Source organism: Chryseobacterium sp. StRB126 (genome assembly GCF_000829375.1).
In the GTDB taxonomy this organism is placed as follows: domain Bacteria; phylum Bacteroidota; class Bacteroidia; order Flavobacteriales; family Weeksellaceae; genus Chryseobacterium.
In genome coordinates this window covers 3,122,775-3,137,743 of record NZ_AP014624.1, presented here as the reverse complement: position 1 = coordinate 3,137,743, position 14,969 = coordinate 3,122,775, and the positions used below count along the sequence as shown (strand labels likewise).

At 34.7% G+C, this 14,969-nt stretch carries 14 protein-coding genes; 13 read left to right on the top strand and 1 reads right to left on the bottom strand.

Annotated elements, in window-relative coordinates; all coding sequences use genetic code 11:
* Positions 1-22 precede the first annotated feature (22 nt).
* The 13 genes from CHSO_RS14180 (at position 23) to CHSO_RS25075 (ending at position 14,124) form a co-directional block, all read left to right on the top strand.
* Complete coding sequence (locus CHSO_RS14180) at positions 23-1,312, top strand: T6SS phospholipase effector Tle1-like catalytic domain-containing protein (RefSeq protein ID WP_232509075.1); 1,290 nt, start codon at positions 23-25, stop codon at positions 1,310-1,312.
* 55 nt (positions 1,313-1,367) lie between these two features.
* Positions 1,368-2,426, top strand: coding sequence for a DUF2931 family protein (locus tag CHSO_RS14175; protein WP_084220993.1), 1,059 nt, complete (start codon positions 1,368-1,370; stop codon positions 2,424-2,426).
* Between the two features lie 28 nt (positions 2,427-2,454).
* The gene (locus CHSO_RS14170; RefSeq protein ID WP_045497135.1) at positions 2,455-3,477 is read left to right on the top strand and encodes a DUF2931 family protein; all 1,023 of its coding nucleotides are present in this window, start codon (positions 2,455-2,457) and stop codon (positions 3,475-3,477) included.
* A gap of 383 nt (positions 3,478-3,860) precedes the next feature.
* Positions 3,861-4,562: a GIN domain-containing protein gene (locus CHSO_RS14165; RefSeq protein WP_045497129.1), complete on the top strand. Its 702-nt coding sequence runs from the start codon at positions 3,861-3,863 to the stop codon at positions 4,560-4,562.
* A gap of 449 nt (positions 4,563-5,011) precedes the next feature.
* On the top strand, positions 5,012-6,727 hold the full coding sequence (locus tag CHSO_RS14160; protein WP_045497126.1) for a phospho-sugar mutase: 1,716 nt from the start codon (positions 5,012-5,014) through the stop codon (positions 6,725-6,727).
* Positions 6,728-6,745: 18 nt separating this feature from the next.
* Positions 6,746-7,642 carry a hypothetical protein gene (locus CHSO_RS14155; protein WP_045497123.1) on the top strand — a complete coding sequence of 299 codons (897 nt, stop codon included), beginning with the start codon at positions 6,746-6,748 and terminating at the stop codon, positions 7,640-7,642.
* A gap of 27 nt (positions 7,643-7,669) precedes the next feature.
* On the top strand, positions 7,670-8,923 hold the full coding sequence (locus CHSO_RS14150; RefSeq protein ID WP_045497122.1) for a pyridoxal phosphate-dependent aminotransferase: 1,254 nt from the start codon (positions 7,670-7,672) through the stop codon (positions 8,921-8,923).
* A 151-nt stretch (positions 8,924-9,074) separates the two neighbouring features.
* Complete coding sequence (locus CHSO_RS14145; RefSeq protein ID WP_045497120.1) at positions 9,075-9,665, top strand: hypothetical protein; 591 nt, start codon at positions 9,075-9,077, stop codon at positions 9,663-9,665.
* 132 nt (positions 9,666-9,797) lie between these two features.
* Positions 9,798-10,787: a phosphatase PAP2 family protein gene (locus CHSO_RS14140; RefSeq protein WP_045497118.1), complete on the top strand. Its 990-nt coding sequence runs from the start codon at positions 9,798-9,800 to the stop codon at positions 10,785-10,787.
* Positions 10,788-11,019: 232 nt separating this feature from the next.
* Positions 11,020-11,742, top strand: a complete 723-nt coding sequence (kdsB, locus tag CHSO_RS14135) for a 3-deoxy-manno-octulosonate cytidylyltransferase (protein WP_045497115.1) — start codon at positions 11,020-11,022, stop codon at positions 11,740-11,742.
* A 168-nt stretch (positions 11,743-11,910) separates the two neighbouring features.
* Positions 11,911-12,576, top strand: coding sequence for a hypothetical protein (locus tag CHSO_RS14130; RefSeq protein WP_045497112.1), 666 nt, complete (start codon positions 11,911-11,913; stop codon positions 12,574-12,576).
* 37 nt (positions 12,577-12,613) lie between these two features.
* Positions 12,614-13,189 (top strand): glutathione peroxidase, encoded by a 576-nt coding sequence (locus CHSO_RS14125; RefSeq protein ID WP_045497109.1) that lies wholly within the window; start codon positions 12,614-12,616, stop codon positions 13,187-13,189.
* A gap of 62 nt (positions 13,190-13,251) precedes the next feature.
* The gene (locus CHSO_RS25075) at positions 13,252-14,124 is read left to right on the top strand and encodes a tetratricopeptide repeat protein (RefSeq protein ID WP_052480605.1); all 873 of its coding nucleotides are present in this window, start codon (positions 13,252-13,254) and stop codon (positions 14,122-14,124) included.
* Between the two features lie 43 nt (positions 14,125-14,167).
* Here the strand turns inward: CHSO_RS25075 and CHSO_RS14115 are convergent, their stop codons facing one another.
* The gene (locus CHSO_RS14115) at positions 14,168-14,827 is read right to left on the bottom strand and encodes an NAD(P)H-binding protein (RefSeq protein WP_045502596.1); all 660 of its coding nucleotides are present in this window, start codon (positions 14,825-14,827) and stop codon (positions 14,168-14,170) included.
* Between the last annotated feature and the right edge of the window lie 142 nt (positions 14,828-14,969).

Sequence of the window (14,969 nt, the reverse complement as noted above, 5' to 3'; positions counted from 1 at the left end):
CCCTGAAAGTTATGGAGATAAATTGGACTCGAGTAGTTATAAAAAAGATGATATGATGATGGGGCCGGCCTTTGGAATGGGTGCTGCTGGAATTATGGATAGAGTAAGGAAATCTATAAATGATATTAAAGCAGAGATATCTAATAACATAGTTAAAGGGAAAGAAGTTGTAGGGACTTTAACATTTGACGTATTTGGATTTAGTCGAGGGGCTGCGGCGGCAAGACACTTTGTACATGTTGTGACTCAGGGAAGTTATAACGCACGTACAACAGCGTATAAGGAAGGTTTTATTGTTAAAGATATGTTTGGATATAATATATCACAGTCTTATGCTAATGGAGTAATGCCTGCCTTTGGATTTCTGGGGCAGCTGCTTGCTGAATCAGAACTAATGGATGAGCAGACAAAAATTAAGATTAGGTTTGTAGGGATTTATGATACGGTACCCCATCATGGATTATTTCAATCGAATGACTCCAAAGATCTAGGTTTAAATAATGTAAACAGAGCAGATTATGTAGTTCATATGGTGGCAGCAGATGAACATCGTGCGAACTTCAGTTTAGTGGATATTTCTTCTGTTGCTAAAGTTTCTCCCGACAGTGGTAAAAAAGGCGGCATTGAGCTACATTATCCAGGAGTACATTGTGATGTTGGAGGTTCTTATGTAGAAGGATGGAAGGATAATCCGAAAAGAATAGATGCAACTATTCTCAAAGATTCCTTATATCCATTGTCTCAGGAACTTATTAAACAAGGGTGGTTTCTTCCTGATGAGCTTACCATCAAAACAGATCCTTTCTATAGGTTAACTGTTAATAATTACAGACTTGAAGGTGAGCGAAAGCTTAGTAACCAATACAGCTTTATTCCATTACATTTAATGGTTGAATTTTGCATTAAAAAATGTATACCTGTTAATGATGGAGGTGTACTTGATGATTATAAGTTTCAGACTAACTGGATTTCTGGGAATGTTAGGTTCTTGGAAGGTATTAAAGAGAAATTAAAGAAGTATACCTTTGAAGGAGGATCGCCTTTGGTATTTATGGAGCCTGAAGTATATAAGGAACCTGCTATTGTACATGCTACGGGTGACCGAAAAGCTGTTGCAGAATGGGAACAACGACAGTTAGAGGGACAGAGACGTAATGATGCAGAAGCAGAGAAAAAGAACAAAGACATTAAATTTTTGAGAAATCATTACCTGCATTGGAATGCTACCTACGGACAATCAGGGTCTGATCTTATTACCCAGAAAAATTATCCTAATATTGTGGATGGAAAAAGAAAACGGACAGTGTATTAATATATTTACATGTCGTAACAACTAGACGAGGATGGACGTTAAGAAAAATAAATAAATGAAAATATATATTCTCAGTATGATGTGCAGTATATTTCTACTGCTGGCATGCAATAAAAATGATAAGCCGAAGATGAAAAACAATCAACAAGATGAATTTTCTTATATGGTCACAATGACTGCACCAGAAGAATATCCCGTAGAAGTACATATCGGAGTATTAACAGATGCTAAAAAAGAATTGATCTGTGGAGTACCCAAAACTGGTGTTGAAGACGGTGGTTGGCAATATGATGGAGATGCTGGTGGTCAGGGAGGGAATAAAATCCCGTCTCATCTGGACCTTACTTATATCAGCTATGCGGAGAAAAAATTTTGGCAGGTAAATGCCGATTTACCAGGAGAGAAAATACTTCAATTATTTCAAGAGGGATTTATGATCCAGGGAAATCCTGATGGCAATGGCAATTTTCTATGGGAAAAAAGTACCTATGACAGAATTACTATAGGAGCAGCTCCAGGGGGAGTGGTTATTGTATGGTTATCAGGGAATCACCACCGTAGAGAAGTTTGCCGTTTACAGGCTAAGGAAATATTTGTAGATAAAAATAAATTTAGACCCCATCCACAATATGATGAAACTCAAGAGCAGTTTTTTGATAAAAAATATTCAATAAATGTTTCTGATAGTGCAAAAATAGGAATTACAAAAAACGGGATTCCATTTGGGTTATGGGATAAATATAGAGAAAAATATAGTTACCGTTTTGTGTTAGTACCTTACGATGATAAAGACAAAATTACAGGATTATATCGCATAAATTATAATGGTGAATCTGAATTTTTAATGAATGCTAAGTCTGTTGAGGCTTACAAATCAGATGGTATTCCTTACGATGTTAATTTTTATTTTGCTAAATACAACGCAGAAATTTTTTTTAATGATGAAGAAATGCTACAGGTTTTTGACACATTGAGAAAATCATTCCCTGAGCAGCCTATAGATATTGTATTGGTTCCCGGTTTTATGTATAATGATTTTAAAGTAGTGGTACAGTGCAAAGATAAAAAGATAGCTTTAGAGAAATTTAAAGTGAAAAGAGTCTGGGGTGGTTAGAATTAATACCATAAAGTTGATTATCAGTATGGTAATCTTATTATCTTTATTACAGAATTGTAGTAAAGAAAATAAGACTGTACAAGAAGAGTTTTCTTATATGGCAACAATGTCAGCTCCTAAGGAATACCCTGTAGAAGTTCATATCGGAGTATTAACGGATGATAAAAAAGAGTTAATATGTGGAGTTCCTAAAGCAGGAGTTACCACAGGAAGCTGGCAATATGATGGAGTTGAAGCGGGTCAGGGTGGTAATAAAATTCCATCTCATTTAGATCTAACTTATGTAAGCTATGCAGAGAAAAAATTCTGGCGTGTGAATGCTGATGTACCTAAAGAAAAAATACTTCAATTGTTTAGAGAAGGTTTTATGGTGGAAGGAAATCCGGATAGTAATGGTGAAATCCCTTGGGAAGAGGGTACATACGATGAGATTACTATAGGAGCTGCTCCTGGTGGAGTTATAGTCATTTGGTTGTCAGGAAACCATCACCGCAGAGAGGTTTGCCGTTTACAGGCTAAGGAAATTTCAGTCAATAAAGATGAATTTATGAGAAGAGTTGATCCTAAAGAGACTCAGGAGCAATTCTATGAATTATCATATAAAATATTAGTTCCTGATAGTATAAAAACTGCGATTGCTCAAAATGGTATTCCTTTTGGGCTGTGGGACAAATACAGAGAAAAATATAGCTATCGTTTTGTATTGGCTCCTTATGATAATAAAGATAAAATTACAGGGCTGTATCGTATTAATTATAATGGGGAATCTGAGATTTTAATGGATGCTAAATCTGTTGCAACTTATAAACCGGACAGTATTCCTTATGATATTAATTTTGATTTTACAAAATACAATGCAGAGATTATTTTTAATGACGAAGAAATGCTGAGGGTTTTTGGAGAACTGAAAAAATCATATCCAGATCAGCCAATAGATATTGTATTGGTTCCCGGTTTTATGTATAATGATTTTAAAGTAGTGGTGCAGTGTAAAGATAAAAAGATCGCTTTAGAAAAATTTAAAGTGAAAAGAGTCTGGGGTGGTTAGACTAAATATAAAAATGAAAGGAAAGGTATATTGTCGATGAGGTTTATATGAGAATTGCTTAGTAAAGTCTAGTAGATCGAATCCATTTTTCAATTAAACTTAAAAAATAAGTGAAATCATCACTATAAAATAAAAACATCCATTCATTGGATGTTTTTTTATTAATATTTACATAAAATAGAAACAGGATAAAAGAATAAAAAGCAAAATACAACTTCTTGGTAAAAAGCAAAAAATTGAAAATTATCAGGTATTTTATTGCCAAAAGACAAAGATTTTTAGAAATTTTAATCCTATTTTTGTTAAAAGATATTCTTGAAAGCCCGGAAAACTTTCAGGAAAGCAGATCATAATGATCGTTAGTAGAATATTTAAAATTAAATATGAGAAAAGTACTTTACACATTAATGTTGGTTGCAGTAGTTTCCTGTGGAAAAGTTTCCCCAAAAGGAAATATTGAAAAGAAAGATGTGGACGTTCCGGAATTCGTTAATCTGGATCTTAACGGAAAATTCCGTGTATTTTACGCCAGAGGAGAAAAGAACTTTGTGGAGATAGAAACCTATCCTAATGTTGCCAGTAATTTGGACGTAGATGTAAAAGATAAAACCCTGTTCATCAAAGAAAAAAGAGGAACAAAAGGGGTAGATTTTTACAATGTAACCATCTACTCAAAATATAATCTTGAAAAAGTAGCCGTTTCAGACTCGGTAGAAGTAAATATTTCAAGCGAAATTAAAACCGATAATTTCAGACTGAATATGAAGAACAATGCAAGCTTCATGGGATCTGTCAACACAAGAAGGGCAGAGGTGGAAATGCATAACAGAAGCCGTGCTAACTTTTTAGGGTTATCAAAAGATGCAGTGATAAAAATTTCTGATACGGCAAGTCTTATTGCACCTTACTGGAAAATTACCAACCTGAATATCGATTCCAAAAACGGAAACTATGCTGAGGTAAACGTAAAAGATTCTCTGAAAGGGAATATTCAGAACACTGCAAAATTTATCTACTATAATGACCCGATCAGAGCATTTAAAGTAGATAAGACAACGAAAGTTGAGAATAAGAAATTAGATTAGAAGGTGGGAAGGTGGAAGCCGGAAGCTGGAGGCTATTTTAGTTGACCGAACGTCATTTTCACTTTTTAATTAAATAAAAATATAGAAAATAACCCGTTGTGCATTTTTAAAGAAAAATACTCTTCTAAAATATTTTTAATGAAAATCGCGTCATAAATGATTATGTAATATAGATTGTATTAATCAAATAATCGATATCAATTGATTATTGTAATTAAAGTTAATCATAAATGATGGTTTTTATACTAAAATTGCCAAAATGCACAACGGGTAGAAAATAATAAAAAGGCAGAAGTCTGAAATTGGGAATGTAATATCTTCCATCTCCCAGCTTCCTACTTCCAGCCTGATAAAATAAGACAAAATAATAAATCAAAAAGCTGAACGGCTAAACTGGGACAAAAACAACCCTCCCTCTTCCAACCTCCAGCTTCCAAACTAAACTAAATATGAACACATTAGAAAAAGCGAAACTTTGGTTAAGTGAGACTTTCGATGAAGAAACAAGAAAGGCAGTACAGGCATTAATCGACAGCAATTCCCCGGATCTGGAAGATTCTTTTTACAGAGAACTGGAATTTGGAACAGGAGGGATGCGTGGAATTATGGGAGTAGGAACCAACCGCTTAAATAAATATACATTAGGACAGGCAACTCAGGGACTGGCTAACTATATGCTAGAGCAGTTCAAAGGAGAGGAGATCAAAGTAGCTATTGCTTATGACGTTCGCCACAACTCAAAAGAATTCGGAAAACTGGTAGCAGATGTTTTAACAGCAAACGGAATTAAAGTTTTGCTTTTCAAAGATCACAGACCAACCCCAGAGCTTTCTTTCACTGTTCGTGATAAAAAATGTAACGGAGGAATCGTACTAACAGCTTCTCACAATCCACCTGAATATAACGGATACAAAGTATATTGGAATGACGGAGCTCAGATTGTTCCGCCAAATGATGAAGCCATCATCAAAGAAGTATATTCTGTAAAATTTGAAGAAATCAAATTCAACGGAAATGATGATCTGATCGAATGGGTAGGAGAAGAGCAGGATGATGTTTATATTGATGCATGTATTGAAAACTCCACTTACCAGAATGAAGGAAAAGGAAACTTAAATATTGTTTTCACTTCTATCCATGGAACCACTTATACTACCATTCCTAAAGCTTTAGCTAAAGCAGGTTTCAAAAAAGTGGACCTTGTCAAAGAACAGATGATTCCAAGTGGAAACTTCCCTACAGTAGAATCTCCAAACCCGGAAGAACCGGCAGCGTTGGAAATGGCCATGGATCTTGCAAAAATTACCAATGCAGACATCGTGATCGGAACAGACCCGGATGGTGACCGATTAGGAATTGCCGTAAGAAATCTTGATGGTGAAATGCAGTTGCTGAACGGTAACCAAACCAATACAATCCTTACGTATTATATCCTGAACGAATGGAGAAAGCAGGGAAGAATTACCGGAAAAGAATTCATTGGTTCTACCATCGTTACTTCCGATATTTTCTATGATATCGCACAGAAATTTGGGGTTGAATGTAAAGTAGGACTTACAGGATTCAAATGGATCGGAAAAATGATCCGTGAAGCAGAAGGAACTCAGAAATTCGTATGTGGTGGAGAAGAGAGTTTCGGTTTCATGACCGGAGATTTTGTTCGTGATAAAGATTCTTGTGGAAGTATCCTTGTAGCTTGCGAAATTGCTGCTTGGTGTAAAGCTAACGGCAAAACAATGTATCAGTACATGATCGAGATCTATGAAGACCTTGGAATGTATTATGAAGGATTAATTAATATCGTGAGAAAGGGAAGACAGGGGGCTGAGGAAATTCAGAATATGATGAAAGACTTCCGTGAAAACCCTCCAAAAGAATTGGCAGGTTCATTAGTGGAAGAAGTAAAAGACTTTAAAGAACAGACAATCCTTACCATTTCATCAGGGGAGAAAAAAGTAATGAACGAAATTCCACAGTCTAACGTATTAATTTACTATACGCAGGATGGAACTAAAGTTTGTGTAAGACCTTCAGGAACAGAACCAAAAATTAAATTCTATGTTTCAGTAAAAGATTCTATCTCTTCTGAAGCAGATTTTAAAGATAAACTAAAATCATTAGAAGCTAAAATTCAGGCCGTTAAAACAGACTTAAAACTGGATTAATCACCTGAAAAGCAAACCATGATAAAAAAAATTATAGCAGTTTGCATACTGTCTGTAGCTGTAGTTTCCTGTAAAAAGGAAACTGCGGTTTCTGATGTAAAGCCTGCAAACGACTCAATCGCTAAAAACGAAGCTAAAGAGGATCAGTACAAACCTATTGACACAGCATGTTCTTCAGATAATAAAACAGAAGATTATATTACAGCTTTGCAATGGTATCGTACTAAAATAGATAAAGAGATTGCAGAAAACAGTCCGGAGCAGAACAATAAAGTGTATGAAGATTATGTGAAAATCAGAGATAAATACACCGATTGTTTTAATGATTCTCAAACTGAGATACTCGACAAATATGTTGATTATCATACAGGACCGGATACCTATAATCTACCGGATAACATAAAGAAAATGGCGGCCGAACTGAATAAAGCAGGTCTTGAGTTCCGTGTGATGGGAGAAGGGCTTACGGAAATTCATTCATTGCCGGGCTATTATGAATCTATCTTCAAGAATAAGGTAACGCCTGATTATGCGGCTTATATCTCACAGATGGCAAAAGATAATAAGGAAAATTATGCCGTGAATGGTGGACTTTTGATTACCTGGGAAGAATTGGGAGACCGATTGATCGTCTGGGAGAATTTTATTAATAAGTATCCTAAAAGCTCATTGATAAACAAAGCAAAAGATAATTATCATAACTATCTGCTAGATTATCTTCTGGGAATGGATAGTGATAGGATCTATGATAGTGAAGAAGGGAAAATTTATGATGATAAAAGAGAAGCATACAATGCTCTTATCAAAAAATATCCAAACTCTGCTACCGCAAAAAAAACCAAAAAACTAATAGCCGCTTATGATGCCCACACACCCGTGGATCAAATAGAAAACAAAATTAATCTGAGAAGATAATATTAGTAAATTTTAAATAAGAATAAAGTGAAAGTTTCAAAATTAGCAGCGAACCTGATCGGTTCTGAAATTGTAAAAATTGGTAACGAAGTAAATGATCTAAAAGCAAAAGGTGCAGAAATTGCCAATCTTACTATTGGTGACCTGAATTCTAATATCTATCCTATCCCAGCATTGCTGAAGGAAGAAATTCAGAAAGCCTATCAGAATAACCTGACAAACTATCCACCTGCCAACGGACTTTTATCTTTAAGAAAAGAAGTTTCCAAAGACCTGAAAAACAGATGGAATCTGGATTATTCTCCAAACGATATTTTGATTACAGCAGGATCAAGACCATTAATCTATGCCGTATACAAAACCATCGTAGACGAAGGAGATAAAGTAGTATATCCAACACCATCATGGAATAACAACCACTATGCTTACCTTACTTCTGCCAATGCTGTAGAAGTTAAAACAAAACCTGAAACGAACTTCCTTCCAACTGCAGATGATTTAAGACCTCACTTGGATGGTGCGGTTTTATTAGCACTTTGTTCACCACTGAACCCAACAGGAACAATGTTCACAAGAGAACAGCTTTCAGAAATCTGTGAGTTGGTGATTGCTGAAAACAAAAAAAGAGGAGCAGATGAAAAACCGTTATATTTAATGTATGACCAAATCTATTCTAACCTTACCTTTGGAGCAGAACATGTAGATCCGGTTTCTCTTTTCCCTGAAATGAAGGACTATACAGTATATATTGATGGTATTTCAAAATGCTTGGCTGCAACAGGAGTACGGGTAGGATGGGGATTCGGGCCTGCTCATATCATTGATAAAATGAAGGCGCTTCTTACGCACGTAGGAGCTTGGGCACCAAAACCAGAGCAGGAAGCTACTGCTAAATTCTATGAAAACCCTGAAAATGTAAACGTATTCGTAGAAGATTTCAAAGGTAGATTAGAAGAAAGCTTAAAAGTTCTTCACGGTGGTATTCAGGAGCTGAAAGGAAAAGGTTTAGCGGTGGACAGTATTGAACCAATGGGCGCTCTTTACCTTACGATCAAATTAGATTATATCGGAAAAACAAAACCTGACGGAGCTGTTATCGAAAACTCTTCAGATCTTGTATTCTATTTAATCAATGAGGCAGGTGTTGCTTTAGTTCCATTCTCAGCATTCGGGGAAGACAAATCTGAACCTTGGTTTCGTGCTTCCGTTGGAGGATTAGCTGTTGATGAGATCAAAGTAATGCTTCCAAAACTGGAAAACGCTTTGAATAATCTGAAATAATTAAGCTTACTTAATTGATAAATGTACCAGTGTACCGGTTTACCAATTTTTATATTGGTGAATATTGTTACACTGGTACATTGTTATATTGATACATTATAACAATGTCACGCTGAGCGGAGTCGAAGCGTTTTTCAATACCTTATAAACCATGAAGCTCCCCAGAAAATATTTCCTTGAAACAAAATTATTGAGCTTTTCCACCTTGGCTATTATCATTTTAGTCATTGTAAGCGTTTGGTTTTCAGGAAAAGGCGCTCATCGGTCTTTATTTCAAAACTCAATTTTATCAACATCTATTTTAGCCGGAGCACTTTTTTTGTTTATCAGCTTAGGACTGTATTATGGATTGAAACTAAAAGATAACGTCGGAAACATTTTAAATAAAGAAAAATTTAAAAAATATACAGATAAAACACCAGCAATTGATGGTTTTGATTTTGATCCACCTGCTGTAGGAGATGGAATAGAAGGTGCTATCCTTTCTGTTATTGCATGGTTTATATTTTCTATTCTTCTGATATTTTTTTCTTACTTTTTTGGACTTTTTTTTTGGTCTGCCATATTATTTCTGGTTGCGATGTTATATTGGATTTTCTTCCGAGCATTGCGTCATGTCTTTAAAAACTCTGGGAAATGTAAAGGAGATATAGTAAAAAGCTTTGGATTAGGCTTTCTATACTCATTTCTCTATATTTTCTGGATCTATGGAATTATTTTTTTAATCAATTATATAAACTGAGACAGGTCACTCATTTTATAAAAAAATTAAATAAAAATTAAAAATTAAATAAACATTTTGTAGAACAGTCAACAAGGAATTATCTTTGGGACTTTTATAAGCTAAGAATAAACAGGGTTGAAAACAACAACGATGAAAAAATTGAGATTTTTGCTATTGCCAATGTCTATATTGGTATGTTCGCAGGAGGTAGATACATTGCAGGTAAAAGAATTATCACCTATAGCACCGGATTTACCCAAAGTGCAGACTTACACTTTAAAAGACGGTTCTGTGCGAACATATCCAAAACCTAAACTGCTGGATTTTGTAACCAAGCTTCCCCGAAATTTTATTGACACTAATAAAGATTTTGTAGCAAAAGATCATGCCTACTACTTAGGAGGTGCTGTTGCTTCAACCTTGATCCTTCTGCCTTTTGACCAGAAATTAATTGATAACTCAAGAGAGTTGGGAGAAAGATGGGGGATGGATAAAGATAACAATTATACCAAAGTAGGGGGTGTTTTCAAAATCCCTAAAGATATCGGATCTACATTATATCTCATTGGAAACGGATCTACGTTGGTATTACTGGGAATCGGTTTCGGAACCTATGGTTTAATTAAAAATGATTACAGAGCGCAGGCTACAGCCAGTGGATTAATGGAAAGTTTAATTCTTTCAGGAGTTTTCACCCAAACCCTCAAAAGGATTACCGGAAGAGAAAGCCCGTTTATAGCAGAAGAAAATGGCAATAAAGGCGGTGCGTGGAATCCTTTTCCAAGTTTTTCAGCATTTGGTAAATATACTTCAAACTATGATGCCATGCCATCCGGCCACTTAACAACCTTTATGGCTGGAATCACCGTTATTGCGGACAATTATCCTGATTCACGATGGATAAAGCCTGTAGGATATACATTAGCCGGAGCTTTATGCTTTCAAATGATGCAAAGTAAAGTTCACTGGGCTTCAGATTATCCGTTAGCCTTGTTAATGGGGTATTTTATAGGAAAAACAATCTCAAAAAGCAGATATACATCCTCAGAAGGCACCATAGGAAAAACAAAATACAAATTCGACCTTATGGCATCCCGCCAATGGGAATATAATATGGTAGGGGTGAAGTTATCCTTTTAATACATTGACTCATTTAAAAATCTATACCCGATTCTCACATTTTCATTGAAGATGTGGGAATTTTGTTTTTTTACAAGTATGAAAATCGAAGAATTTAAAACTAAAGTTGGATAGAATACCTTATTTTATGGGGTAAACTAAAATAGTTTTCACTATTTTTGATCTGAATAAGGCAGATCATTCACTTTTTTGGAAATGATGGCTTGAAAAGACTTAATTAATATTGTACTGAATGAAAATAATCGCTGTTATCCCTGCACGTTATGAGGCAAGCCGTTTTCCCGGAAAACTGATGCAGATATTGGGAGAAAAAACCGTTATTACCACCACCTACCAGAATGTAGTGGAAACCGGACTGTTTGATGAAGTATTTGTAGCAACAGATTCTGAAATCATCCTGGATGAAATCACTAAGAATGGAGGTAAAGCTGTAATGACAGGGCAACATGAAACAGGAAGCGACCGTATTGCTGAAGCGGTACAGAACATAGATTGTGACATTGTTATTAATGTTCAGGGTGATGAACCATTCCTCAAGCTTGAACCTTTGAAGCAATTAATCGAAGTTTTTAAACAGGATGATCAACAGCAAATTTCCCTGGCTTCCTTAAAAATAAAACTCTCGGAAAAAGAAGAAATAGAAAATCCGAATAACGTAAAAGTAATTACAGATAATAATGGCTTTGCCCTTTACTTCAGCCGTTCTGCAATACCTTTCCATAGAGAAGTTGCCTATGATGTAACCTATTTTAAGCATATTGGAGTATATGCATTCAGAAAAGAAGCTTTATTGCAATTTTCAAAATTGGAGATGAAGCCTTTGGAAATATCCGAAAAGATTGAATGCATCCGCTACCTTGAATATGGAATGAAAATCAAAATGATAGAAACCAATTTTGTAGGAGTAGGCATTGATACACCGGAAGATCTCGAAAAAGCAAGGAAACTGATCTAATTTAAAAATTCAGAAGAAGATCGTTTGAGAATGTAATATCAATCATACTTTCTCAGCCTTTTGCTTTTTATCCCAATTCCCCTTATATTTGAATTGATAAATAAGTTTTAAAGAAGATCCGGGAATGATTTTTAACCCTTCTTTAAATAACTATTTTAATAAAATTAAATGAAAAAAATAATATACTTAGTCCTTTTTACCGTTACAAGTTCACTGTATTATGGCCAGACTGCAAAGGAAATTATAGATAAGAATATTGAATTATCCGGAGGTTTAACCAATTGGAAGCTTTTAAACTCCGTATTGTTACAGGGAAAAGTGGTACTGGGAGTTAAGGACGAGTATCCTATAAAAATTTACCAGCAGCGTCCTAATCTTACCAAAACGATCATTGTAATCGAGGGAAAAGAAACGGCAATTGAAGGTTTTGACGGAAACAAAGGGTATGCAATGAACTATGCAGCCAATAAACTTCAGGTATATCCGGAGTATGTACCGGAAAGTTTTGATAATGATTTTATTGACTGGGAAAACAAAGGGTTTGATGCCAAATATCTTGGAAAGGAAAAAGTAGGTGAGATCTACTGTCATAAAGTGGAACTTACCAAGAATGTAAATAAGAATATGTATTATTTTGATGCCAAAACTTATATGCTTTTGAAGGAAATTAAAAAAGATGAAACCTTGGTATATTCCGATTATAAAAAAGTAGGAAACCTTACCATGCCTTTCAGAATAGAATCTTCAAGCACTAAAAAAGATGGTGATTATGTAATGCTGCTTAACAGAGTAGACATTAACAAGGTGTTCCCTGCTAATATTTTTAAGTTTTAATTCATCTGCAGTTCAGGCTGCATAAAATTTATAAGAAATGAAAAATATTTTTTTAATGCTGCTTTCTTTTATCGCATTTCTGCAAAGCTGCACCAATCAAAAAACTGAGATTTCTCAAGCAAAAACCAAAGAACTTATGGGAAAAACAATATATGATTTTAAAGTAGAAAGCCTTGACGGAAAGGAAATCAACTTTGCAGATTTCAAAGGGAAAAAGATTTTGATCGTTAATACCGCTTCAGAATGTGGGTTTACTCCTCAGTATGCCGATCTTGAAAAAGTATATGAAGAATACAAAGACAAATTGGTGATTGTAGGTTTCCCAGCCAATAACTTTGGAGGACAGGAGCCAGGAAGCAATGCTGAAATCGGAACATTCTGCCAGAAAAACTACGGAGTAACATTCCCAATGGCGGCTAAAGTATCTGTAAAAGGAGATGATACTGCTCCTATCTTTAAATACTTAACAGAACAGGAATTAAACGGTGTGAAAAACACGACCATTCTTTGGAACTTTACCAAATTCCTGATTGATGAAAACGGAAAGCTGATTGATAGTTTTGTAAGTACAACAAAACCTACAAGTGAGTCAATTACAAAATATTTGAAATAAAAAATAAAAAAGTATATTTTTACAAAGTGGATGGATGCATCCACTTTTTTTGTTTTTGCACCATGAAAAAACTATTAACAATTTTTATACTGATCCTTTCTGTGAAAGGATTTTCACAAAGTTATTTTTCAGGAAAATTCAACTATTGTACCCCTAAAAAAGAAGAATCTAAAAAGAAATTTGATGCAGTAATCAAAGCACTGCAGTTTCCAAACCTTTATGAGAAAGCAAGTTATACTATGGTGAAAGTTGCATCCCAGGATTCCACTTATTGTGATGCATATTTTATGGCAGGATATCTTTTCAGATTACAGGACAAATATGAAGAAGCTATTGCTTACTATTACGTAGCAGACAGCTTAGCTAAAAATAAATCTCTGGAATTTAAGCAAAATTTAGCTACTGAAATGATGAGAGCCGAACGGGCTGATTTGGCAAGAGAAAAGTATCAGGAAATGGTAAAATATTTTCCTAACAGTCCGGAAGGCTATTATGGTGTAGCCAATACTGCAATTGTTTTGAATGATTTTGACAATGGATTAAATAATTTGAAAAAGGCTGAAAAATTGTATGAAAGCTCTGGAGAAGTAAAGGATGATGTAAAATATATGTACGGAATGTTGAATTGTCTTAAAGAAAATTACGAGGAAGCATTGCCTTATTTTGATGAAGTATATTCTACATATAAAAAAGATATAGGGTATTTATCCCTTTATGCACTTACCCTAATAAAGGTTGGAAAGAGCAGGAATGATGGAAAAATTATTAAAAAAGCCTGGAAAACTTATGAGAAAATAAAAGATGTACAGGTACCTGAAGACCTTGCTAAAAAAATAAAACAAGAATTCTCCTCAAATGAGATTCTGACTTTTAAAGAGAATACAAGCCAAAGTCAAGCATCTGTGCAAATCTGCGAAAATCTGTGGTTGAAATAAATAGTTCCACAGATTCTACGGATTTCCACAGATGTTTTTTTAATTATTGGTCAATTGTTTTTTCTGCAAAACAAAAAATATTCCCAAGCTTGATACTGGAGTAACCGTTGCTTTTAATTTTAGAAGAATTAATCATAGCCTTTGCCAGAATATCCGTAGGTAAAGGTCTCTGACTCTCCAATAATCCAAGTTTATTGGCAAATTTTATAATTCTGCTGCCTAGAACTTCACCTGTTCTTTCAGAATTTTTCCTTTCAAGCATTCCAGGTTTAAAAATGGTAATTTTGTTGAAATGTAACTGTTTAACAGCTTCTTCCAGTTCTCCTTTCATTTTAGAATAAAAAATCTTAGACTTTGGATTGGCTCCATAGGCCGAAACCAGAATATAATCTTCCACATCATTCTCTTTGGCTGCTTTTGCAAATTCATATTGGTAATCAAAATCTACTTTTTTCTGGGCGTCTTTGCTTCCGGCATCCTTCAAAGTAGTTCCAAGACAGGAAAAAGCAACATCTCCTTTCACCATTTCTTTCCATTCTTCAGGCTTTTCAAAATTCACAACATGCACTTTAAGCCTATCATTCTTAATATCAACAGGTTTTCTTACAAAAATATCAACTTCCTCAAAAGCCTTATCATTGAGTAACTGATTGACTAAATCCTTTCCTGTAGCGCCTGTAGCACCAATTACTAAAGCTTTCATAATAATGGGTTTTGATGTGATGGTATTTTCTTTCTTAAATTTACTAAATTTGGATAAAAGATAAAAGATAAAAGATAAAAGATAAAAGATAAAAGATCTTATCATTAAACATTTCTTATATCAGCCATTATTAATCATATTA

What these genes read in the sequence shown, in the direction of transcription:
- CHSO_RS14145 (WP_045497120.1), top strand. Translation starts at nt 9,075, where the DNA reads ATGAAGCTCCCCAGAAAATATTTCCTTGAAACAAAATTATTGAGCTTT.
- CHSO_RS14155 (WP_045497123.1), top strand. Translation starts at nt 6,746, where the DNA reads ATGATAAAAAAAATTATAGCAGTTTGCATACTGTCTGTAGCTGTAGTT.
- CHSO_RS14130 (WP_045497112.1), top strand. Translation starts at nt 11,911, where the DNA reads ATGAAAAAAATAATATACTTAGTCCTTTTTACCGTTACAAGTTCACTG.
- CHSO_RS14125 (WP_045497109.1), top strand. Translation starts at nt 12,614, where the DNA reads ATGAAAAATATTTTTTTAATGCTGCTTTCTTTTATCGCATTTCTGCAA.
- CHSO_RS14115 (WP_045502596.1), bottom strand. Translation starts at nt 14,827, where the DNA reads ATGAAAGCTTTAGTAATTGGTGCTACAGGCGCTACAGGAAAGGATTTA.
- kdsB (WP_045497115.1), top strand. Translation starts at nt 11,020, where the DNA reads ATGAAAATAATCGCTGTTATCCCTGCACGTTATGAGGCAAGCCGTTTT.
- CHSO_RS25075 (WP_052480605.1), top strand. Translation starts at nt 13,252, where the DNA reads ATGAAAAAACTATTAACAATTTTTATACTGATCCTTTCTGTGAAAGGA.
- CHSO_RS14140 (WP_045497118.1), top strand. Translation starts at nt 9,798, where the DNA reads ATGAAAAAATTGAGATTTTTGCTATTGCCAATGTCTATATTGGTATGT.
- CHSO_RS14165 (WP_045497129.1), top strand. Translation starts at nt 3,861, where the DNA reads ATGAGAAAAGTACTTTACACATTAATGTTGGTTGCAGTAGTTTCCTGT.
- CHSO_RS14160 (WP_045497126.1), top strand. Translation starts at nt 5,012, where the DNA reads ATGAACACATTAGAAAAAGCGAAACTTTGGTTAAGTGAGACTTTCGAT.
- CHSO_RS14175 (WP_084220993.1), top strand. Translation starts at nt 1,368, where the DNA reads ATGAAAATATATATTCTCAGTATGATGTGCAGTATATTTCTACTGCTG.
- CHSO_RS14170 (WP_045497135.1), top strand. Translation starts at nt 2,455, where the DNA reads ATGGTAATCTTATTATCTTTATTACAGAATTGTAGTAAAGAAAATAAG.